Annotated in this window: 20 protein-coding genes; 12 read left to right on the top strand and 8 right to left on the bottom strand. The window is 63.1% G+C overall.

Annotation, left to right across the window (positions count from 1 at the left end):
* Positions 1-6 precede the first annotated feature (6 nt).
* Positions 7-570: a flavin reductase family protein gene (locus tag IVA96_RS34360; protein ID WP_247422150.1), complete on the top strand. Its 564-nt coding sequence runs from the start codon at positions 7-9 to the stop codon at positions 568-570.
* A 5-nt stretch (positions 571-575) separates the two neighbouring features.
* On the opposite strand, the gene IVA96_RS34355 is transcribed toward IVA96_RS34360, so the two are convergent.
* Positions 576-1,502 (bottom strand): NAD(P)-dependent oxidoreductase, encoded by a 927-nt coding sequence (locus tag IVA96_RS34355; protein WP_247422149.1) that lies wholly within the window; start codon positions 1,500-1,502, stop codon positions 576-578.
* Between the two features lie 175 nt (positions 1,503-1,677).
* On the opposite strand from IVA96_RS34355, the gene IVA96_RS34350 reads away from it, so the two are divergent.
* The 6 genes from IVA96_RS34350 to IVA96_RS34325 all read left to right on the top strand — a co-directional run bounded on the left by IVA96_RS34350 (position 1,678) and on the right by IVA96_RS34325 (position 8,036).
* Positions 1,678-2,661: an ABC transporter substrate-binding protein gene (locus tag IVA96_RS34350; protein ID WP_247422389.1), complete on the top strand. Its 984-nt coding sequence runs from the start codon at positions 1,678-1,680 to the stop codon at positions 2,659-2,661.
* Positions 2,662-2,739: 78 nt separating this feature from the next.
* Positions 2,740-4,434, top strand: a complete 1,695-nt coding sequence (ilvD, locus tag IVA96_RS34345; RefSeq protein WP_247422147.1) for a dihydroxy-acid dehydratase — start codon at positions 2,740-2,742, stop codon at positions 4,432-4,434.
* Positions 4,435-4,560: 126 nt separating this feature from the next.
* Positions 4,561-5,406 (top strand): ABC transporter ATP-binding protein, encoded by an 846-nt coding sequence (locus IVA96_RS34340; protein ID WP_247422146.1) that lies wholly within the window; start codon positions 4,561-4,563, stop codon positions 5,404-5,406.
* Positions 5,403-6,188 carry an ABC transporter permease gene (locus tag IVA96_RS34335; protein WP_247422144.1) on the top strand — a complete coding sequence of 262 codons (786 nt, stop codon included), beginning with the start codon at positions 5,403-5,405 and terminating at the stop codon, positions 6,186-6,188. Before IVA96_RS34340 ends, IVA96_RS34335 begins: the two co-directional genes overlap by 4 nt.
* Positions 6,185-6,952: an ABC transporter permease subunit gene (locus IVA96_RS34330; RefSeq protein WP_247422142.1), complete on the top strand. Its 768-nt coding sequence runs from the start codon at positions 6,185-6,187 to the stop codon at positions 6,950-6,952. The genes IVA96_RS34335 and IVA96_RS34330 overlap by 4 nt, the downstream gene beginning before the upstream one ends.
* Before the next feature lie 37 nt (positions 6,953-6,989).
* The gene (locus IVA96_RS34325; RefSeq protein ID WP_247422140.1) at positions 6,990-8,036 is read left to right on the top strand and encodes a peptidase M29; all 1,047 of its coding nucleotides are present in this window, start codon (positions 6,990-6,992) and stop codon (positions 8,034-8,036) included.
* On the opposite strand, the gene IVA96_RS34320 is transcribed toward IVA96_RS34325, so the two are convergent.
* From IVA96_RS34320 to IVA96_RS34300, 5 genes are read right to left on the bottom strand one after another with little or no spacing between them, the layout of a single operon-like run.
* Positions 8,033-9,025 (bottom strand): 3-hydroxybutyryl-CoA dehydrogenase, encoded by a 993-nt coding sequence (locus tag IVA96_RS34320; RefSeq protein WP_247422138.1) that lies wholly within the window; start codon positions 9,023-9,025, stop codon positions 8,033-8,035. The genes IVA96_RS34325 and IVA96_RS34320 overlap by 4 nt on opposite strands.
* A 3-nt stretch (positions 9,026-9,028) precedes the next feature.
* Positions 9,029-10,117 carry an NAD/NADP-dependent octopine/nopaline dehydrogenase family protein gene (locus IVA96_RS34315; RefSeq protein ID WP_247422137.1) on the bottom strand — a complete coding sequence of 363 codons (1,089 nt, stop codon included), beginning with the start codon at positions 10,115-10,117 and terminating at the stop codon, positions 9,029-9,031.
* On the bottom strand, positions 10,114-11,649 hold the full coding sequence (locus IVA96_RS34310) for a long-chain-fatty-acid--CoA ligase (protein WP_247422136.1): 1,536 nt from the start codon (positions 11,647-11,649) through the stop codon (positions 10,114-10,116). Before IVA96_RS34310 ends, IVA96_RS34315 begins: the two co-directional genes overlap by 4 nt.
* Before the next feature lie 2 nt (positions 11,650-11,651).
* Positions 11,652-12,941, bottom strand: coding sequence for an acyl-CoA dehydrogenase family protein (locus IVA96_RS34305; protein ID WP_247422135.1), 1,290 nt, complete (start codon positions 12,939-12,941; stop codon positions 11,652-11,654).
* A 12-nt stretch (positions 12,942-12,953) separates the two neighbouring features.
* A complete protein-coding gene (locus IVA96_RS34300; protein ID WP_247422134.1) occupies positions 12,954-13,751 on the bottom strand; it encodes an alpha/beta fold hydrolase in 798 nt (265 codons plus the stop codon).
* A gap of 210 nt (positions 13,752-13,961) precedes the next feature.
* Between IVA96_RS34300 and IVA96_RS34295 the strand changes: the two genes are divergently transcribed.
* The 4 genes from IVA96_RS34295 (at position 13,962) to IVA96_RS34280 (ending at position 19,352) form a co-directional block, all read left to right on the top strand.
* Positions 13,962-14,723 (top strand): SDR family oxidoreductase, encoded by a 762-nt coding sequence (locus IVA96_RS34295; protein WP_247303453.1) that lies wholly within the window; start codon positions 13,962-13,964, stop codon positions 14,721-14,723.
* 43 nt (positions 14,724-14,766) lie between these two features.
* A complete protein-coding gene (locus IVA96_RS34290) occupies positions 14,767-15,603 on the top strand; it encodes an enoyl-CoA hydratase family protein (protein ID WP_247280604.1) in 837 nt (278 codons plus the stop codon).
* Positions 15,604-15,698: 95 nt separating this feature from the next.
* A complete protein-coding gene (locus tag IVA96_RS34285; protein ID WP_247422133.1) occupies positions 15,699-18,050 on the top strand; it encodes a bifunctional salicylyl-CoA 5-hydroxylase/oxidoreductase in 2,352 nt (783 codons plus the stop codon).
* A 51-nt stretch (positions 18,051-18,101) separates the two neighbouring features.
* Complete coding sequence (locus IVA96_RS34280; protein ID WP_247280606.1) at positions 18,102-19,352, top strand: flavin-dependent oxidoreductase; 1,251 nt, start codon at positions 18,102-18,104, stop codon at positions 19,350-19,352.
* 9 nt (positions 19,353-19,361) lie between these two features.
* On the opposite strand, the gene IVA96_RS34275 is transcribed toward IVA96_RS34280, so the two are convergent.
* Both IVA96_RS34275 and IVA96_RS34270 read right to left on the bottom strand, forming a co-directional pair.
* Positions 19,362-19,817, bottom strand: coding sequence for a cupin domain-containing protein (locus tag IVA96_RS34275; protein ID WP_247422132.1), 456 nt, complete (start codon positions 19,815-19,817; stop codon positions 19,362-19,364).
* Positions 19,818-19,906: 89 nt separating this feature from the next.
* Positions 19,907-21,082, bottom strand: coding sequence for an ABC transporter substrate-binding protein (locus IVA96_RS34270; RefSeq protein ID WP_247422131.1), 1,176 nt, complete (start codon positions 21,080-21,082; stop codon positions 19,907-19,909).
* Positions 21,083-21,332: 250 nt separating this feature from the next.
* On the opposite strand from IVA96_RS34270, the gene IVA96_RS34265 reads away from it, so the two are divergent.
* Positions 21,333-21,851 (top strand): MarR family transcriptional regulator, encoded by a 519-nt coding sequence (locus IVA96_RS34265; RefSeq protein ID WP_247280608.1) that lies wholly within the window; start codon positions 21,333-21,335, stop codon positions 21,849-21,851.
* Positions 21,852-21,855 lie beyond the last annotated feature (4 nt).

The following is a 21,855-nucleotide window of genomic DNA, read 5'->3' as shown; positions in this document are numbered from 1 at the left end:
CGGCCGATGAATGATCTGCCGAAGAAGCCGGCCGCTTCCGATCCAGCCAACGAATTCGCGAGCGACAACTCGCCAATCGACCCCCGCGATTTTCGCAACGCGCTCGGCACCTACGCGACGGGTGTGACGATCATCACGGCCGCGGCCGCTGATGGGAAGCCCTATGGCCTGACCTGCAATTCGTTCGCCTCGGTCTCGCTGAATCCGCCGCTGGTTCTGTGGAGCCTTGTCGTTTATTCCTCGAGTCTGACCGTATTCCAAAACGCCAGTCATTTTACGGTCAACGTGCTTGGCGCTTCGCAACAGGCGCTCGCGAACAAATTCGCCAAGTCGTCGGACGACAAGTTCACTGGCGTGGTTTGGTCGCCGGGCCTCGGCAATGCGCCCGTGCTCGCTGAGAGCGTCGCCAATTTTCAATGCCGCTCGGTGAATCGTTACTATGGCGGCGACCATGTGATCTTTCTCGGCGCGGTCGAGGCCTATACTTACAACGCGAAAGAGCCGCTGCTCTTCGCGCGTGGGACATTTGGTCGGTTCCGGTCCGACGTTGAGCGCAAGAAAGCGCCGTAGCGTACTTAGGTCGCGTTCAACGATGCAAGGCTCTGCCCTGAAAGCTTGTAGATCTCAAGCGCATCCGCTTGCGCGCCGCGCGCCGCCTTCGCCAACCTGAAAAGTTGCCCTGCAAGCGAGGCCATCGGCACCGGCGTCGACGTCGCCTGTGCGACGTCCGCGACCGTATCGAGGTCCTTGAGCATCGTTGCGATGTGACCGAGCGGTGGGGTGTGAATGCCCTGAACCATTCGCGGCACGAAGAGCTGGAGTGGGATGGAATCCGCAAAGCCGCCGGCGAGCGCTTCGGGCAATCGGTTGGCGTCAATTCCGGCGTTCACGGCAAGGCGCGTTGCCTCCGCGAGGACGGCCATCGCGCATCCGACGATCACCTGATTGCACAGCTTCGTGGTCTGGCCGGCGCCGATCGAGCCCATGTGGGTGAACCTGCGCGCCATGGCGAGCACATAGGGCCGCACCCTCTCGATGTCGCGCGCTTCTCCGCCAGCCATGATCGCAAGGGTGCCCTCCTCAGCGCCCTTCGTACCCCCGGACACAGGCGCATCGATCCAACCGGTATCGTTCGCGTCTTTCAGACGCGCTGCAAGATCGCGTGCGGCGTCAGGATGGATCGACGAGAAGTCGACCACGAGCTTGCCGGCGCCGGGCGCCGATGAAAGACCTTCGCGCCCGAAGATCACCTCTTGAACGGCGGCGGCGTCTGTCACGCACATGAAAACGATGTCCGAATTCGCCATCACGTCGCGGGGCGTGGCTGCCCGAACTGCGCCGGCCTCGACCAGCGGAGTCGTCTTGTCCTGCGAACGGTTCCAGATGGTGACCTGATGGCCAGCCTTGAGCAAGCGCCTGGTCATGGGTGCCCCCATGAGCCCAAGGCCGATATAGCCGAGCCTCTCGACATCTTGCGGGTTTGTTCTGCTCGCATCAGCCATAGGTTGCCTCCTCTGCCGCAGCGCAACGCCGTGCGACCGCCGCCTTACCTTACATGGCGTATCGTTCGGTGACACCGGTGGGCATGCATGGCTTGCCTGATTGTTTGAACCATGAAACATTTGGACAGGTCGGGTTCGGTGGCGCCCGTCGGCGCCGGAGCAGCGGAGTGGGATGATGCGAACCGTTTCGAGGTGGATCCTGGCAATGAGCGCGGTTGCGGCCCTGATCGCGGACGCAGCCCCGTCGCAGGCGCAGCAGACAATCCGCGTCGGCTGGACCATCCCTGCCGAAGAATCCAAGTATTGGATGATGCGGCGCCCGGCCGAGTTTCCCAACATCGGCAAGACCTACAACATCGAATGGACTCAATTTCAGGGCACCGCCCCGATGACGCAGGCACTCGCAGCCGGGGCGCTGGATTGCGCGACGCAGGCGCCACTCTCGCTCTCCAATGGCGTGGTCGGAGGCAACCTCAAAGCCTACATCGTGGCACAGCACGTTTTCGAGAAGCCCGGCGGCTTTTCGGTCTATTGGGCTGTCATGGATGACTCGCCGATCAAGACCATTGCCGATCTCAAGGGCAAGACGGTCGGAATTTCTGTGATCGGCGGCGGCACGCAGGGGCCGTTCAACCTGCTCCTGAAGCAGAATGGTGTCGATCCTGCCAAGGACATCAAGCTGGTCGAGGTTGGCTTTGCCGTCTCTGAAGACGCGCTCCGGCAGGGCCGTGTCGATGCGGTCAACATGAACCAGCCCTTTGCCGCGCGTGCGGAGGCGAAGGGCGGCACAAGGAAATTGTTCTCGTTGTCGCAGGCCATGCCGAACATCGTGCATATCCTGGAAGCCTGCCGTGCCGATTTCGTCGACAAGAACCCCGAACTGGTCAAGACCTATGTCCGCGACATCACGTCGGGCATGAAGAAAGCGTTGGCAAACCGCGAAGAGACCCTCAAGGTGGTCAATGAAGTTCTGAAGGCGCCTATTCCGGTGCTTGAGACTTACCTGCTCAAGGACAACGATTTCGGTCGCGATCCGGGTGCGGCACCGAATTTCCCCGCGATCCAGAAGATGCTGGACATCTATGCAGAGATGGGAATGCTGCCGAAGCTGGATGTCGCACAGTTCAAGCATCCGACGATCGTCGCTCCGCTGCAATAAGCGAGCAGGCGAATTATCCAGGCCAGGGGATCGTGGCGTCCCGGATCATCCGGAACGCAGCATGAAGAAGATCCACGTATGAAGAAGCTGCGATCACGGGTCACCACAGACGGTCTCGACCGAGCCCCACACCGTGCATTCATGCGCGCAATGGGTCTCGACGACGCCGCGATCGCCAAGCCGATGGTCGGCGTCGTCAGCATGAAGGGCGAGCAGACGCCCTGCAATATGACCCATGAGTTTCAGGTCGCCGCGGCCAAGGCCGGAATCGAGGAGGCCGGTGGCACACCGCGGGAGTTCTCCACCGTGTCGGTTTCCGACGGCATCAGCATGAATCATGAGGGGATGAAGTTCTCCCTGTTTTCGCGCGAGTTGATCGCGGACTCGATCGAAGCGGTCGTCCATGGTCTGGCTTACGACGCCCTGATCGGATACGGTGGATGCGACAAGACGCTTCCCGGCGTGATGATGGGCATGGTTCGCTGCAACGTGCCGTCCATTTTCATCTACGGCGGCAGCTCGCTGCCGGGCCGCGCGGACGGGCGGACCCTGACGGTGCTCGACTCCTATGAGGCCGTCGGCAGCTTTATGACCGGCGAGATCAACGACGCGACGCTCGAGCGGATCGAGCGCGCCTGCCTGCCGACTATCGGTGCGTGCGCGGGCCAGTTCACTGCGAATACCATGGGTATGGTGTCGGAGGCGCTGGGCCTCACCATCCCCAACGTCTCGATGATCCCCGGTGTCTACGCTGAGCGAGCGCAAATCTCGCGCCGGGCCGGGCGCCTAATCATGGAGATGCTGGACCGCGGCGGTCCGCTGCCGCGCGACATCGTGACGCGGAAGTCCCTGGAGAATGGTGCGGCGATCGTCGCAGCGACGGGCGGTTCGACCAATGCCGCTCTGCATCTTCCGGCGATCGCGAACGAGGCGGGCATCGCGTTCACGATCGATGACGTCGGCGAGGTCTTTGCCAGGACACCATTGATCGGGAATCTGCGGCCCGGAGGCAAATACACTGCGAAGGACGTCTACGACATCGGCGGCGCCGCCGTGGTGGTCCGCGAACTGATCCAGAGCGGGCATATCGATGGCAGCTGCATCACCATCACAGGCCGCACGCTTGCCGAAGAACATCGTGCGGCTAATGCGCCCGATGGTGAGGTCGTTTACGCGGCCCGCGCGCCGATCATGCCCGATGGCGGCGTGGCGGTGCTGAAAGGCAATCTTTGCCCCGACGGCGCGGTGATCAAGGTTGCGGGATTGAAGAGCCAGTTCTTCGAGGGCGTCGCACGCGTTTTTGAAGACGAGGAGGCTTGCGTCGCGGCGGTTCGCGACCGCAGCTACAAGGCAGGCGATGTGCTGGTGATCCGCAATGAAGGGCCGGTCGGCGGCCCCGGCATGCGCGAGATGCTCGGCGTCACCGCGCTGATCTACGGGCAGGGCATGGGCGAGAAGGTGGCCCTGATCACCGATGGACGGTTTTCTGGCGCGACCCGCGGCATGTGTATCGGCTACGTGTCTCCCGAAGCCTTTGTTGGCGGTCCCCTGGCGCTAGTTCGTGACGGCGACAGGATCCGGATTGATGCCGCAAACCGGCGGATGGATTTGCTGGTCGATGAGCAGGAACTTGCGGCACGTCGGTGCCATTGGAAGCCGCGGTCACCTCGCCATCGCGCCGGCGCGCTCGCAAAGTATGCGCGACTCGTCGGGCAGGCGCCGGGCGGAGCCGTTACGCACGAGGGCCCGGCGGAATGGCCTTGGTTCGAATGATGAACTGCACCCGTGCGAACACGAGCGTCAGTCTGGCAAGTTTCTTGCTAAGGTCTTGCCGCTGATGGAGGACATTCAGCGGGGCGTGTCGCGCGATGTTCGCGCGCGAGCGAAGCGAGAGACGCGATGAAGGTAGTGCCTTCAAGATCAAGCGAATGGGTGAAACCGGTGACGCGACAAGAGCCGGCTCCTGCGATCATCGAGATCGACCACGTGTCGCAGGTCTTTCAGACCTCGGCGCGCAGAGCTCATGTGGCGCTGTCGGACATCTCGCTGACGATCGAGGAACGCGCTTTTGTTTCCATCCTCGGCCCATCCGGTTGTGGCAAGTCGACCCTGCTCTACATAGTCGGAGGCTTCGTCAGTCCGACCAGCGGCGCGGCGAAGATGAAGGGGAACGCGATCACAGGGCCGGGTCCGGATCGCGGACCCGTGTTCCAGGAATTTGCGCTGTTTCCCTGGAAGACCGTGCTCGGCAATGTGATGTACGGCCCCCGCCAGCAAGGCGTGGGCGCCACTGACGCCGAAGCGCAGAGCCGCACCTTGATCGAGATGGTCGGCCTCAAGGGCTACGAGAACTTCTACCCCAAGGAGCTGTCAGGCGGAATGAAGCAGCGTGTCGCGCTGGCGCGAACGCTCGCCTACCATCCCGAAGTCCTGTTGATGGACGAACCATTCGGCGCGCTCGACGCCTATACCCGGACCCGCTTGCAGAACGACCTCTTGAACATCTGGGAGCGTGATCGCAAGACGGTGCTATTCGTCACCCATTCGGTCGACGAAGCCGTCTTCCTGTCCGACAAGGTCGTGATGATGTCGAAATCGCCAGGCCGCATCCGGCAGGTCATCGACATCGATCTGCCGCGGCCGCGCCGCCGCAGCGAGCTGTTGCTTGATCCGCGCTACCAGAAGTACGTCGTCGACATCGAGCGCATGTTCGATGAAAGCGACGAAGCCGGCTCGCTCGCATGATGTCGTCGGCCGCCATAGTGAAACGCGCTGCCCCGGTGCTCGCCTGCATCGGACTGCTGGCGGTGTGGCAGGTCGCGTCACTCGCGCTGAAGAATGACAGCTTTCCCACGGCGATCGAAGCAATCCGCGCGATTCCGGACATCCTTGGCGACAGGGAAGCGCTGATCAATATCCTGGCCTCGCTCCGCCGCATGGCAATCGGGTTTGGCGTGGCCGTGCTTGTTTCGATTCCACTTGGGCTGTTAATGGGACGTAGCGCTGCTGTCGCGGCCTTCTTCAATCCGCTCCTGATGGTGATCTATCCGGTGCCGAAGGCGGCCTTGATGCCGATCATCATGCTGTGGCTGGGGGTTGGCGACGTTACGAAGACGTTGGTGATCTTCCTGGGCGTCAGCCTGCCCGTGATCTATCACAGTTTTGAGGGTGCCAAAGCGGTTGAGGAAAAGATGCTGTGGTCGGGCGCCGCGATGGGGCTTTCTCCGGCGCAGCGCCTGGTGCGGATCGTGTTGCCCGCGGCCCTGCCGGAAATTCTGACCGGCTGCCGCACGGGATTGGTGCTGGCGCTGATCACGATGATCACCAGCGAAATGATCGCCCGTCAGTCCGGCGCCGGGAACATCCTGTTCAACGCACTCGACATGGGCCAATACGACACCGTCTTTGCGATGATCATCATCGTGGGGGCAATGGGAATCTGCCTCGACGCGATTTTCGAAAGGGTTCGTGCCCACCTTGTCCGCTGGTCCGAGCCTCAATTCGACCTGCCGCTGAGCTTCTCGTGATGTCGCGCCTTCTCTCCCCAAATCTTGCTCTCGGGCTCGCGCCAATCGTACTGGTGATCGCAGTATGGCAAGGCCTCGTGTCAACAGGCCTTGCGCCTGTGGCTCTGCTGCCGCCGCCGGGATATGTCTTCGGTCGGCTGCTCCAGCAACTCGTAACGTGGACGTTTCAGCAGGAGATCGCGGCGACCCTGATCCGGCTGTTTGCAGGATTCGCGATTGCCGTCGTGCTGGGTGTCAGTATCGGCATCGCCGCCGCCGCCAGTCCCGCGATCAATGCCGTGGTTCGACCAATCGTGCGCGTATTGGCGCCTTTGCCCAAGGTCGCGCTCTATCCGGCATTGCTGTTGCTGCTCGGCTTCGGCCACGGATCCAAGATCACATTGGTAGCCGCGGACGCACTCTTTCCCATTCTGCTCTCGAGCTATTACGGCGCGTCGACCGTGGAGCAGAAGCTGATCTGGTCGGCAATGGCGGCAGGAACGCCGCGCTATGAAATCCTCTTCAAGGTCGTGCTGCCGGCGGCGATGCCGTCGATCCTGACCGGCTGCCGGATCGGCCTTGTCATTTCCTGCATCGTGGTGTTTCTGGCCGAGATGATCACCTCGACGGATGGATTAGGCCATGCGCTCGTGACGGCGGCTCGAACTTTCCAGGCCGTGGACATGTTCGTTCCGTTGATCACGATCTCGCTGCTGGGTTTGATCCTGAACGGTCTGCTGGGCGCCGTGCGATCGTATCTGCTCCGGGGCTTCCCCGAAGCGTAACAGACAAATAGAGAATCCTGACGACCGGGAGTGGACCATGCTGGCTGATCGCATCGAGGCAAAATGGATCGACGCATTTTGCGAAATCTTTGACCGATGCGCCGTCAGGGCGGGCGATACCGCGGCGATCCTCTCGGAAACCCAGTCGCGCGCGTTGAACGTGCATCTGGCGGAGCTCGCGCTGCTGCGGATGGGGGCACGGCCGTTTCACGTGGTAATGCCGACACCGCGTAACCGTCATGTCGTTCCGGTTCGCTCGACCGGGGCGAGCGAGGCGATCCAGCAGCTGGGGCCGGTGATCAGCGCGCTTCAGCTGGCCGGCTTTGTGGTGGATTGCACCATCGAGGGCCTGATGCACGCGGTGGAGACACCCGAAATTCTCAAGGCTGGCGCGCGCATTCTGGTGATTTCGAACGAGCATCCCGAGGCCCTGGAACGGATGGTGCCGGATCCCGCGCTCGAGAAGCGCGTTCGTGCCGCGGCGAAGATGCTGCGCGGAACGAAGCGGATGCGGGTCACTTCAAAGGCCGGAACGGCGCTTGACGTCGACATGGTCGGAGCCTCCACGGTCGGCGTGTGGGGCTGGACCGACAAACCCGGCACACTCGCGCATTGGCCGGGTGGCATCGTCGTCAGCTTCCCCAAGAGTGGGACCATCAACGGCACGCTGGTGATGGCGCCCGGCGACATCAACCTGACCTTCAAACGTTATCTGACGTCACCCGTGAAGATGACGCTGAAGGACGATTACGTCGTCGAGCTGGAAGGCGAAGGTACGGATGCCGCGATGATGCGCAGCTATCTCGCCGCCTGGGGTGATCGCGAAGCCTATGCGGTCTCGCATGTCGGTTTTGGCATGAACCCCGGCGCGCGGTACGAGGCGCTCTCGATGTACGACCAGCGCGATACCAACGGTACCGAGCTTCGCGCTGTGGCGGGCAATTTCCTGTTCTCGACTGGTGCGAATGAATTCGCGGGCCGCTACACGGCGGGTCATTTCGACCTGCCAATGATGGGAACGACGATCGAGCTCGACGGTGTTGCCGTCGTCCGCGAAGGTGTGCTCCAGGACGTCTTCGGCTAGCCGCGATCCAGCACGGGCGGTCGCGCCAGGCCAAAGTGGCGGAGCAGGTCGACCATGGCCCTGAGTCGCTCGACACGATAGGCATCGACATCGAGGCCGGAGTAGTCGAGGAAGCCCGCGCCCGTCCGCAGGCCGATCCGGCCCTCGCTCATGTTGCGCGAAATCACCTCTGGCGCCCGATAGCGATCGCTTCCCAGTGCACCTTCGAGATAGCGGCTCGCGTAGTACAGGATGTCGCCGCCACCCCAGTCGATGAATTCGAGCAGGCCGAGCACGGCGTAACGGAAGCCGAAGCCGTAGCGGATCGCCTTGTCAATTTCTTCCGCGCTGGCGACACCCTCCTCAACCATCCGAGCGGCCTCGTTCATCGCCAGCGCCTGGATGCGCGGGACGATGAAGCCCGGCGTCGCCGCACAGACCACGGGTACCTTGCCGATGCTTTCGAGCTGCGCCTTGACCTCGTCGATGATGGCGGGATCGGTGGCCTTGCCAGGCGAAACTTCGACCAGCGGGATCAGATAGGCCGGGTTGAGCCAATGCACGTTGAGGAAGCGGCGAGGGTTCACGATCGCGCCGGACAGATCGTCGACGAGGATCGTCGACGTCGTCGATGCAATGATCGTGTCCGGGCCGACTTGCCTCGAGGCGGCCGCCAGTACCTCCCGCTTGAGCTCAACGACCTCAGGGACGCCCTCGAAGACCATACCGGCCTCGGACAGCGTTGCGCCGCTGTCGCCGGCCGCCACCACCGAGACCCGCGCGATCAGCGGATCGACGTCCATCTCCCTCAGTAGCCCCAGCTTCGACAGGCTGGCAAAGGTCTTCCTGATTTCGCCGAGCGCGTCCGCCTCCAGCTTGACGAAATCGTCCGCGGCGCGCGCCTTGATGTCGATCATCGTGACCTCGTGCCCCGCATAGGCGAACGCGACGGCGATGCCGCGTCCCATGCGGCCAGCCCCGAGACAGGCGATATTGACGTGATTGGTCATCGATCAGAATCCAGTGCGAAGCAGCGTCTGCAATTCAGCCTTGCTGAGATTGCCGAGCCTCAGCGTCTCGAGCGTTCGGCCCTCTCGCGCAAAATCCTCGCCGCAGATCGCACCGCCGATCGCGAGGAACGCTTTGGCCAGCGGTGTGGCCACGCTAGCCAAGGCGGCGACGGAGACCAGCAACGACAGCCCGAGCCGCAGATCCTCTCGCATGTAGCGGTGCACGGTCAGCACGATCCGTTCGCGCCAGTCGCCGGAATCGGTCAGCCGGTCGTGCGAGCCGCGGCCATACATCCAAATCTCGCCTTCCTTCGCATAGTGATGAGCCAGCGGGAAATGCGGCGCGCCGTAACCGAGCGCCTCGCGCACCGCGATGCGTTCCGCGTCGAGCGCGTCGGTGACCCGGCGGATCGCGGCTTGGGTGCCTTCCTTGTGAATGTCCCAGCGCTCGAAATGTTCGATGGGGCCGGCGTTCATCACGATCAACGGTGGATGGATGATAGGCCCTGCATTCATCAGGGCGCCGGACAGCGCATCTCCGCACGGTTCGATCACGCCCGGGAAAGCGCGTCCAATGACTTCGAGCGCATGTGCGGCACGATCGAGCGGGAACACGCCGACGGGCAGTCGCTTGGCACGGATCGTGATCGCGACCTCGAATGGTCCATGCTTGCGGGTCAGCCAGGGCAACGTCCCGGTCTCGGCAAAGCTCACCTCGGCGTGGTTACCGGCATCTCGGGCGGCTTGGGCGAATATCATCGAGCCGAATGTCGCCGGCGGCAGAAAAATAACCTGGCCGTCCTGCAGATGCGGGGCGAGCTGACGGGCAATATCCGGCTGCGCGAAGGCGGGCGCGGGGCAGAGGATCAGCTCGACGCCATTGACGGCTTCGGCGATGTCGGCTGTGACCAGCGCGAGCTCCACTTCGTGGCGGCCGTTATGATCCTTGACCAGAATGCGCGAGCCGGCGGCGCGATGCGCTGCGACCTGATCGGCATCGCGGCGCCAGAGCCGGACTTCGTGCCCCGCCAGCGCAAAATCGCCCGCGGCCGCAAAAGAGCCGTTTCCCCCACCCAGAACCGCAATCTTCAAGATCTTTCTCCTTGCGCGCGCGATTGCGAATCGAGCTGCTTCAGCAAGAAATGCTGCACCTTGCCGAGCGCAGTGCGCGGCAGGTCGGTGACGAAGACGATATCGCGTGGAACTTTGAATCGCGCGAGCTGTGCCTGGATGTACGCTCTGAGCTCATCCGCTTCGAGATGCGAGCCGGATCGCCGGATGACATAAGCGATGGGGACTTCGTCCCAGCGCGGGTCCGGCCGGCCGATCACGGCGCATTCGCTGACATCGGGATGTTCGAGCAGGACGCGCTCGACCTCAGCTGGATAGACATTCTCGCCGCCGGAAATGATCAGGTTCTTCTTGCGGTCGCGCACCCAGAAATAGCCGTCCGCATCGCACAGGCCAATATCTCCGGTGCGATACCAGCCGTCGTGCAGCGCATCACGTGTGGCGTCCGCATTGCCCCAATATTCGAAGAACACGTTGGCGCCGCGCACCGCGATTTCACCCGGTGTGCCGGCCGGCACCTCGGCTCCGGCCTGATCGACCACCTTTGCCTCGCAGCACAGGCCGGCCAGTCCGGTCGATCCCACTCTCGAGAGGTCACCGCCGAGGCGGGTGTAGATGGCGATGGGGCAGGTTTCCGTCGAGCCGTAGACCTGAAGCACGGGAACGCCCCGCGCGACGAAACGGTCGATCAAGTGCGGCGGCACGATCGTCGAGCCCGTGGCGACGGCCTTGAGTGACGAGAGATCGGCCGTCGTCCAGGCGGGATGCTCGCTCACGGCCTGGATGATCGCCGGCACCATCACGGTCAGCGTCGGCCGCTCGCGTTCGATCGCTGCGAGCGCTGTATCCGGCGTGAAGCGGGCGTGGATCGTGACGGTTGCGCCCAACTGCAGCGCCGGCGTTGTCTGGATATTGAGGCCGCCGACGTGGAAGAACGGCAGCACGGTCAGCACGTGGTCGTCCGACGTCATGTTGTGCATGTGCTGGCTCATGACCCCGTTCCAGAACAGCGCCTCTTGTCGCAGCACCGCACCCTTCGGGCGTCCGGTCGTTCCTGAGGTGTAGACGATGAGGAGCGGGCAGGAGAGATCGGTGTGCGGATTGCGGCCGCTGCCCGGGCTGCGAGCCAGCAGATCTTCGAATGTCGTGCCGCGAGGCGGCGTGAAGTCGAGGCCGACGACCGATGTCCCTGGCGCAGTCCGCCCAAGTTCGCCAAGCACTCCCTCAAATGCCTGCTCGAGCACCAGGACTTTGGCGCCGGCATCGCTCAGAATGAACAGCTGCTCGGCGACCGCCAGCCGCCAGTTCAGCGGCACCAGCATCGCCCCGAGCCGCGCACAAGCGTAGAGCAGAACCAGGTAGTCAGGCCGGTTCAGGCTCAGGATCGCGACGCGGTCCCCGCGGCCGACGCCGAGTTCCCGCTTCAAAGCAGTTGCGGTCCGTTCGATGCGCGCGGCGAATGCGGCATAGCTCAGCCGTTCCCGTTCGAAGGCAATGGCCGTCTTGTCTGGCGCGAACGCCGCGTTGCGGTCGATCAGGCTACAGAGGTCCACCGTCAGTCGTCCGTCTCGCCGGCCTCGTACAGCGCCTCGCGTCCGATCCGGTCGAGGCAGAGCTCGGCGGTCCAGGGCAGCATCAGCGAACCGCAGCGGCTGTCGCGGTAGATCCGCTCCAGCGGCAGCGACCGCAGCATGGCCTGACCGCCGCAGGTGCGGATTGCGAGCGCGGCGAGCTCATTAGCGCCCTCCATCACCGAATATTGTGCGGCGTAGGCGCGCAGCACCTGTTCCTTGCTTGGATTGGCGCGGGCTTCGGTCACGGCCTGGAACCAGATTGCCTTGATCTGCTCTAGCTTGATCTGCATCTGAGCGACCGCGATCTGCTTGGTCGGGTACATCCGGCGTTTGACCGGCGGCATGCCCGGCACCGCGCCGCGTAGATAACGTACGGTGAAATCATAAGCGGCTTGCGCCAGGCCCATGTAGGTCGGCGACAGCGTCAGGAACATGTGCGGCCAGCGCATTGCGGCCTGAAAATAGACGCCGCGCGGCATCAGCGCAGAATCCTCCGGCACGAACACGTCCGTGAACAGAAGCGTCCGCGAGACGGTGCCACGCATGCCAAGCGGATCCCAGTCACCAACGACCGAGACGCCTTCCGATTTGGCAGGAATAGCCAGATAAAGCGTATTGCGGCGCGATGCCTTCCCGCCTACCTCGATCTCGGTGCAGAGCACGCCGTAATAATCGGCATGACCGGAGAGCGATGCAAAGATCTTCTTGCCATTGACGATCCAGCCGCCCTCGACCGGCCTTGCTTCCGTGCCGAAAGCGACACCGCCCGCCGCCGCCGCACCACCTTCCGAGAACGGCTGCGAGTAGATCGCGCCGTCCTCGACGATGCGCTTGTAATGGACCGCGCACCGCCGCTCGTGCGCGGCGCGGGTGTCCGCGTCCATGTCGAGATCGTCGGCCAGCGGGCCCGACCACAGCGTCGAGCACACATGCATGTTCCAGGTCAGCGCGGTCGCGCCGCAGTACCGGCCGATCTCGGCCGCCGCCAAGGCATAAGTCTGGTAGTTCGCGCCGAGGCCGCCGTGCTTCTTGGGGATGGCAATACCGAGCAGGCCAATGCGATGCAGATCGCGATAATTCTCGGTCGGGAAGGTCGCCTCGCGATCGTAGGTCGCAGCGCGGCCGGCGAACACGCTCTGGCCGATCTCGCGGGCGCGCGCGATAATGCCGGCCTGCTCGTCACTGAGGCGGTATGCGACAGGATCGAAGATCGGAGCATCGAGCACGGCCTTGTCGCTTGCGCCGATATTCTTGCCGACTTGCATGGTCATGGCGCAATCACCTTAGGCTTTGGTCGCGAGAGAGTTCAGGAATCGGCCGAGCGCTTCGTTGAAGATATCGGGGCGTTCGAGATTGGCGAGATGGCCCACGCCAGCGAGCTCGACATATTCAGCTCCAGGAATAAAGGTCGCCATCTTCGCCATCATCAGCGCCGGCGCGTTGTTGTCCTTTGAGCCGGAGAGCAGCAGCGTTGGGACTGAAATATCCCTGAGCGTGCTGCGCTGATCGAAACCGATGAGAGCCAGCATCATGGCGCGATAACTGGCTTCAGGCACGTTTGCCATGCATTCGCGGGCGAGCTCCATTCCCTTTGGATCGGGATCGTCGCCGACCAGCTCCTTCACCAACGAAGGCGCCAGCGACATCATGGTCTCCCCACGATCGAGCGGCCCGAGCCGCGCTGCGATGAAGGATCTCTGCCAATCGCCCTCAGCCTTGCCGAAGGCCGGGCTGGTCTGCGCCAGGACGACCGCGCGCGCCAGTTTCGGCGACTGCACCAGCCACGTCTGGACGATCATGCCGCCGATCGAATGGCCGACCAGAATGGGCCTGCTTGCGCCGAGCTGCTCGATGAATCTCTTGAGTGCATCCGCCAGGGCAGCGATGCTGACGCTGGCGAGCGGCGCCGATCCGCCATAGCCCGGCATGTCCCATGCGATCGCGTGGAAGCGGTTGCCGAATGTGGCGAGCTGGTGCCGCCAGGCTCTCGCCGCGCCGCCAATGCCATGCAGGAAAATCAAAGGTGTCGCGACCGGATCGCCCGCGGCTTCGTAGGCGAAGCGTCCGTCCTTTGTTATCATTGGCACTGGCCGCGACACGCGACATCCTTTTGCTTGGCTCTATGATGCTAACAGGCTCGCGGGCGATGGGAAGGGATAATTTTATACTTAAAGCAATTTTCGGGCCGATCGCCGTGCGGCCGTTCCCGATCGTCAGTCGGCGCTTTCGTTGCAAAAATTTGAAGGTTAAAATATATCCAGGGAACGATCAGCATCTCAGGGAGCCAGCGCATGTCCGGATTGCCGCATTCGCCGCACGCGCTGGTGACCGGCGGCGGTCGCGGCATCGGCCGTGCCATCGCGGCCTCGCTCGTCAGTGCCGGCGCGACTGTGACCGTGCTCGGTCGGAATGCCGCGACTCTTGCAGAGGCCGTCAACGCAGGCGCGGCGCATTTCGCGGCTGTTGCCGACGTCTCTGATGAAGCCTCATTGAAGACGGCCATCCTTGAGGCGAGTACGCGCAAGCCGATCGACATCCTGATTGCCAACGCAGGCAGTGCTGAATCGGCGCCATTCGCGAAGTCGGACAGCGCTCTGTTCAGCCGCATGATGGATGTCAATTTCATGGGCGTGGTCCATGCCATCCGCGGTGTATTGCCGGGCATGAAGGACCGTCCCTATGGCCGCATTGTCGCAGTTGCGTCCACGGCCGGGCTCAAGGGCTATGCCTATGTCAGCGCCTACGCCGCGGCCAAGCACGCCGTGGTCGGTCTCGTGCGTTCGCTCGCTCTCGAGATGGCCGGAAGTAATGTGACGGTGAATGCAGTGTGTCCCGGCTTCACCGACACCGATCTGGTCGCCGGCAGTATCGAAAACATCATGGCGAAGACCGGCAGAACCCGCGAGCAGGCGATCGCCGAGCTCGCCAAACATAATCCGCAAGAAAGGCTGATCACGCCTCAAGAGGTGGCCGATGCCGTGCTGTGGCTGTGTGGCGAGGGCGCCGGCGCGATCACCGGGCAGGCGATCGCGGTTGCCGGGGGTGAAATCTAGCGTGTGTGGCGCAGGCGCGGAACAAGGAAGCTAAGGAGATCGCATGAGCAGACCAGCCAATCCCGTCACCATACCGCTTGCAGATTACTCGCCGCAGCATTTCCTGCTGGCGGTGGTCGACGGTGTTGCGACGGTTACGCTCAATCGCCCCGAACGAAAGAATCCGCTCACCTTCGAAAGCTATCGGGAACTGACCGATTTCTTTCGCGCCTGTGCGTTCGACGACGCGGTCAAGGCCATCGTCGTCACCGGCGCTGGCGGTAATTTCTCGTCTGGTGGCGACGTGTTCGAGATCATCGGCCCGCTCGTGAAGATGGACACCAAGGGGCTGACGGCCTTCACGCGCATGACCGGCGACCTCGTCAAGGCGATGCGCGCCTGCCCGCAGCCGATCGTGGCTGCCGTCGAGGGCATCTGCGCCGGCGCTGGGGCGATCATCGCCATGGCGTCGGACATGCGCCTCGCGGCGAGTGGCACAAAGGTCGCGTTCCTGTTTAATAAGGTTGGCCTTGCCGGCTGCGACATGGGCGCCTGCGCGATCCTGCCGCGGATCATCGGGCAGTCACGCGCCTCCGAACTGCTCTACACCGGCCGGTTCATGACCGCGGAGGAGGGCGAGCGCTGGGGCTTTTTCAGCCGCCTCGTTACGCCCGAGCAGGTGCTGCCCCAGGCGCAATTGCTGGCCAAGCAGGTCGCGGAAGGGCCGACCTTCGCCAACACCATGACCAAGCGGATGCTGGCGATGGAATGGGCGATGTCGGTGGAAGAGGCGATCGAGGCGGAAGCCGTCGCCCAGGCGTTGTGCATGACGACGGCGGATTTCGAGCGCGCCTTCGAGGCTTTCGCCAACAAGGTGAAGCCGGTCTTCAGGGGCGACTAGGATAACCGTCTGTACGGTGGCCAGACCAGCAACGGGGGCTTGCGCGAAATTATTTTAGGCTTAAAATAGTTTGCAGGTGAATTGGCGAGGCTCCCATGAAAATCGCGATCATCGGTGGCGGACCTGCGGGTCTCTACGCTGCGATCCTGCTCAAGAAGCAGCGCCCAGGCGCCGAAGTCACGGTGTATGAGCGCAATCGAGCCGATGACACTTTCGGCTTTGGCGTCGTGTTCTCCGACGCCACGCTGGACAATTTCGAGAAGCACGATCTTCCGAGCTACCGCCGCATCACTCAGGAATTCGCCTATTGGGACGACATTGCCGTGCATTTCCGCGGCACGGTGCACCGGGTCGGCGGCAACGGCTTTTGCGGCTGCTCACGGCAGAAGCTGCTGCTGATTCTTCAGGAGCGGGCACGCGAGCTCGGCGTCTCCCTGCATTTCGAAGTGGATATCGACGACGAATCCCGTTTCGCCGATGTCGATCTCATCCTGCTCGCGGACGGCATCAACAGCCGCTTCCGCGAGAGATACGTCGATCACTTCCAGCCCGAGGTCGACGTCCGCTCCAACAAGTTCGCCTGGATGGGCTCGACAAGGCCGCTCGATGCCTTCACCTTTATCTTCCAGGAAACCGAGTGGGGGCCATTCATCGCCCATGCCTATCAGTATGAGGCCGGGCATTCGACCTGGATTTTTGAGACTGATCCGCAGACGTTTGCGCGCGCCGGGCTGATGGCGCTGGACGAGGCTCAGTCCGCCGCGCGGATGGCGGAGATCTTCGGCTGGTTCCTCGATGGGCACAAGCTGCTGACCAACCGCTCGATGTGGCGCAACTTCCCGATGATCCGCAGCAAGCGCTGGGTGAAGGACAACATGGTCCTGCTCGGCGACGCCAAGGCGAGCGCCCATTTCTCCATCGGCTCGGGCACCAAGCTCGCGATGGAAGACGCCATCGCGCTGGCCGAAGCGATGGAGAAGGCGCCCAGCATCGAGGCGGCGCTGGCGGTCTATGAGAACGGCCGCCGCGAGGAGGTCGAAAAGACGCAGCATGCCGCGGACGTCTCGCTGGTTTGGTTCGAGCACGTCGACCGCTTCTGGGATTTTGATCCCGTGCAATTCGCCTTCGGTGTCATGACTCGCTCGAAGGCAATCACCTACGACAACCTCAAGCTCCGCGCGCCGGATTTCGTGGCCGAGGTCGAAAAAACGTTCGCCAGGCAGGTGCGCAGCAGCGGCTTCGATGTCGACATCGACAACCCGAGCGTGCCGCTGTTCCAACCCTTCCGCTTGCGCGAGATGGAGGTTGCCAATCGCGCCGTGGTATCGCCGATGTGCATGTATTCGGCCAAGGAAGGCGTGCCGACCGACTTCCACCTGGTGCATTACGGCTCGCGTGCGATCGGCGGCGCCGGGCTGATCTTCACCGAGATGACCTGTGTGGGCCGCGATGCCCGGATTACACCCGGCTGCGCCGGTCTCTGGAATGACGAGCAGGAAGCCGCGTGGCGGCGCATCGTGGATTTCGTCCACGGCAATTCGGCCGCGAAAATTTGCCTGCAAGTGGGCCACGCCGGCCGCAAGGGCGCGACCAAATTGATGTGGGACGGCATGGACCGACCGCTGGAGCAGGGCGGTTGGGAGGTCTGTTCGGCATCGCCGCTGCCCTATTTCCCCGACAGTCAGGTGCCGCGCGAGCTCGATCGTGCCGGCATGAATGCGGTGAGGGACGCTTTCGTCGCGGCGGCCGAGCGCGGCGAGCGCTGCGGCTTCGACATGCTCGAATTGCACTGTGCCCACGGCTATCTGCTCGCGAGCTTCATCTCGCCGCTCACGAACACCCGCTCGGACGACTATGGCGGCTCGCTCGCCAACCGTCTGCGTTTCCCGCTCGAGATCTTCGAGGCGCTACGCGCGACATGGCCGTCGCACAAGCCGATGTCGGTGCGCATCTCCGCAACCGACTGGGCTGATGGCGGCATCACTGGCGATGATGCCGTCGCCATCGCGCGCGCCTTTGCCGAGGCTGGTGTCGATCTCGTCGACGTCTCGACCGGCCAGACCGTGCGCGACGCACAGCCGGTCTACGGGCGCATGTTCCAGACGCCCTTTTCGGACCAGGTCCGCAACGAGGCGCGCGTGGCCACCATGTGCGTCGGCAACATTACGACGGCGGATCAGGCCAACACCATTTTGGCCGCCGGCCGGGCGGATCTCGTCGCGCTCGGCCGTCCGCATCTTGTCGACCCGTTCTTCACCATGAAGGCGGCAGCCTGGTACGGGGCAAACGACGTGTTCTGCCCGCCGCAATATCTGCCCGGAAAAGATCAGATTTTCCGCAACAGCGTTCGCGACCGGGAGGACCTCGAGGAGCTGAGAATTAAGGCTAAACCCAAGACCCGGGCCGAGCTCAAGGCGGAGGCGACAAAGCCGCTTGCGGCGGAGTGACCGCCCGTGCGACCTTAACCCATTGCCTGTGTTTCGAGTGGAGTGAGGGCGATGAAGGCGATTATCGTCGGTGGCGGTATCGGTGGTCTCACCACGGCATTGATGCTGCGCTCGCGAGGCCTGGATTGTGAGATCTTCGAGCAGGCCGACACCATTCGCGAGCTCGGCGTCGGGATCAACACGCTGCCGCATGCCATGCGCGAGTTGGCGGGGCTCGGCCTGTTGCAGAAGCTCGACGAGGTCGCGATCCGCACCGATCAGCTCTATTATCTCAATCGCCACGGCCAGGAGGTCTGGCGCGAAGCCCGCGGCATCGACGCCGGCCACGACGTGCCGCAATTCTCGATCCATCGCGGCCGCCTTCAGGGCGTCATTCATCGCGCCGTCGAGGAGCGGCTCGGGCAGCAAGCGATTCACACCGGCCGCCGGCTCGGCGCTTTCACGCAGGACGAGGGCGGCGTCACCGCTTATTTCTTCGATCGGGTCGGCGCCCATGTCCACACCGCGCGCGGCGATATCTTGATCGGTGCCGACGGCATCCATTCGCGCGTCCGCGACACGCTGTTCCCGAATGAGGGGCCGCCGTGCTGGAACGGCCTGATGCTGTGGCGCGGCGCCCGCGACTGGCCGCTGTTCCTCACCGGCAAATCCATGATCGTGGCCGGTGGTCTCAACGCCAAGGTGGTGATCTATCCGATCGCGGAAGGATCAAGCCCGGCGAGCCGGCTCACCAACTGGGCGGTGCTGGTCAAGGTGGGCGAAGGCAATGCACCCCCACCGCGGAAAGAAGACTGGTCGCGGCCGGGCCGCCGCGAGGAGCTGATGCCGCACGTCGCGCGCTTCTCGGTGCCCTATATCGACGTAAAGAGCCTGATCTCGGCGACGCCCGAATTCTACGAATATCCGACCTGCGACCGCGATCCCTTGCCCTATTGGTCGTCCGGGCGCGTCACGCTGCTCGGCGACGCCGCACATCCGATGTATCCGGTTGGCTCGAACGGCGCCTCGCAGGCGATCCTCGATGCGCGTTGCCTTGCCGATGCACTGGTGCGCGCCGAGCATCCGCGCCAGGCGCTGGTCGAGTACGAGAAGAAGCGTCTGCCGATGACGGCGGAGATCGTCCGCTCCAACCGGCGCGGCGGTCCCGAAGGCGTCATCGACGCCGTCGAGCAGCTTGCGCCTGATGGTTTCGACAATGTCGAGAACGTCCTGAGCTATTCCCAGCGCGAAGCGATCGTGCGTGGCTACGCCACCAAGGCAGGCTTCGCCGCAGTGCCGGGACTTGCGGCGGTGCGCGCTTAAAAGACGCGGCTAGCCGCCAGGCGGCGGCGGCAGGAAGTGGATGTTGAACTCGGCGGCCATCGCCACCACGTCCTCGGGCTTCTGCTCCTTCATGTTGTGAAGCCCCCAGAACAGATCGAACAGCTTGCGGCTCGGCGACACCCAGAACAGCACCTTTGCGGTCTGCTCCGACTTGTTGAAGATGCCGTGCGGCACGCCCATGCCGAGGCGGATCAGGTCGCCCGCGGTCGCCTGCGCCTCCGAATTGCCGAGCATGAAATCGAGCTTGCCCTCCAGCATGTACAGATACTCATCCTGATCGGGGTGAATGTGCGGCGGCACGAACGTGCCCGGCGGCAGTGTCGCATGCCAGGAGAAGCTGTTTTCGGTGTAGCTCTTCGGCACATAGGTCTGGCCGAGGATGTTCCAGGAAATGCCCTGGATGCCCTCATTGGCCCGGGTGATGCCGGTGATTTCGCTCTTCATTGCAGTCCTCCCGTAACGCGATACGGTTTTAGGTTATGGTTGAGCATGATCTTTTCGGAAAACCGCTGCGCACTTTTCCGGATCATGCCTTAGTTCGCCGCCTTGCAGTCCTTGGCGTAGCGGTCGCCGTAATTCTCGAAGACCTTCTGCACGATTTCGGTCTGGAACTTGCCGTCCGGACGCTTGGCGACCTTGGTCAGGTAGAAATCCTGGATCGGATAGCCGTTGGTGTTGAATTTGAAGGCGCCGCGGAGCGAGGTAAAATCGGCTTTCTTCAAGGCGGCGGCGACTGCCTCCTTGTTGGAGAGGTCGCCCTTCACGGCCTTGATCGCGCTGTTGATCAGCATGGCGGCGTCATAGGCCTGGAAGGCGTAGGTGCCGGGCACGCTGTTGTAGGCGGCCTCATAGGCGGCAACGAACTTCCTGTTCTGCGGATTGTCGAGATTGGGCGCCCAGTTCGCGCCGCCGAACATGCCGACGGCCGCGTCCTGCTGCGCCGGCAAGGTCGATTCATCCACCGTAAAGGCCGAGAGCACCGGGATGGTATCGGCCAGCCCTGCCTGCCGGTATTGCTTGACGAGGTTGACGCCGAGGCCGCCCGGCATGAACGTGAACAGCGCGTCGGGCTTCTTCGAGGAGATCTTCGAAAGCTCCGGCTGGAAGTCCAGCGTGTTCAGCGGCATGTAGGATTCCTCGACGATCTCGCCCTTGTAATCGAGCTTGAAGCCCGCCACCGAATCCTTGCCGGCCTGATAGTTCGGGACCATCAGGTACATGCGCTTATAGCCGCGATCCTGCGCGACCTTGCCAAGGATCTCATGGACCTGATCGTTCTGATAGGACGTCACATAGAAGAACGGATTGCAGTCCTTGCCGGCAAACGTCGACGGACCGGCATTGGGGCTGATCAGGAAGGTTTTCGATTCTGTAATGGGCCGGTGGATCGCCTGGAGGATGTTGGAGAAGATCGGGCCGACCACAAAGTCGACCTTGTCGCGCTCGAGCAGGCCTTTCACCTTGGTCACCGCCGCATCCGGCTTCAATTCGTCGTCTGCGACGATCACCTCGACATCGCGGCCGCCCATCTTGCCGCCGAGATCCTTCACCGCGAGCGCAAAGCCGTCACGGACTTGCTGGCCCAGCGCAGCGGCAGGTCCCGACAGGGTTACGACCACGCCGAGCTTGATTTTCTCCTGGGCGAGGGCAGGGCTCATCGCGGTGCCGAGCAGCATGGCGGCTGCGGCCAAGGTCATTTGCGTCTTCATGATCTGTCCTTCATGACCATCGGCTTGCGCTGCAAGCCGCGTACTCCAATCCAAGCTTATGCCGATGATGGCCGCCGCCGCAAGCCGAGCTCAAGACGTCGCATCCTGCGGGCAGCAGCGCATGCAAGCGGCGCGCCAATTATTTGAAGCCTAAAGAAATTGACCTGCGGTCGATTGTTGCAGCTTTGGACTTGCGGCCGGCTCCGATTTATTTGAAGCTCAAAACGTTGGGGAATCTGTGCCGGCCCCAATGCCGGCCGTGAGTGACTGCATCAACATGCTCGATTCCGAAACCAAGGCCGTGGAAACGCCGGAGGACCATGCCGAAGAGCTTCGGCTGTGGCTGCGGCTCTTGACCTGCACGACCCTGATCGAAGGGGAAGTCCGCGGCCGGTTGCGGCAGCGGTTCGACGTCACGCTGCCTCGGTTTGACCTTATGGCGCAGCTCGACAAGGCGCCGGACGGCATGACGCTGTCCGACGTCTCCAAGCGCATGATGGTGTCGAACGGCAACGTCACCGGCCTTGTCGAGCGTCTGGTTGAGTCCGGTCACCTCGATCGGCGTACCTCGGAGACGGACCGCCGCGTCCAAGTGATCCGCCTCACAAAACTCGGGCGCGCCGAGTTTCGCAGGATGGCTGCGGAACACGAAGCCTGGATTGCCGACCTCTTCGCCGATCTGACGCCGAAGGATGTGCGGGAATTGATGCGGCTCCTGGCCAAGACCAAGGCGTCGGCGCAGAAATCGGCCGCGCGCAGCCGGCCGTAAGTAG

Origin of the sequence: Bradyrhizobium sp. 159 (assembly GCF_023073795.1) — a bacterium.
Lineage (GTDB): Bacteria > Pseudomonadota > Alphaproteobacteria > Rhizobiales > Xanthobacteraceae > Bradyrhizobium.
The sequence above is the reverse complement of the archived record's forward strand: the minus strand, read 5'-3'. Positions and strand labels throughout refer to the sequence as shown.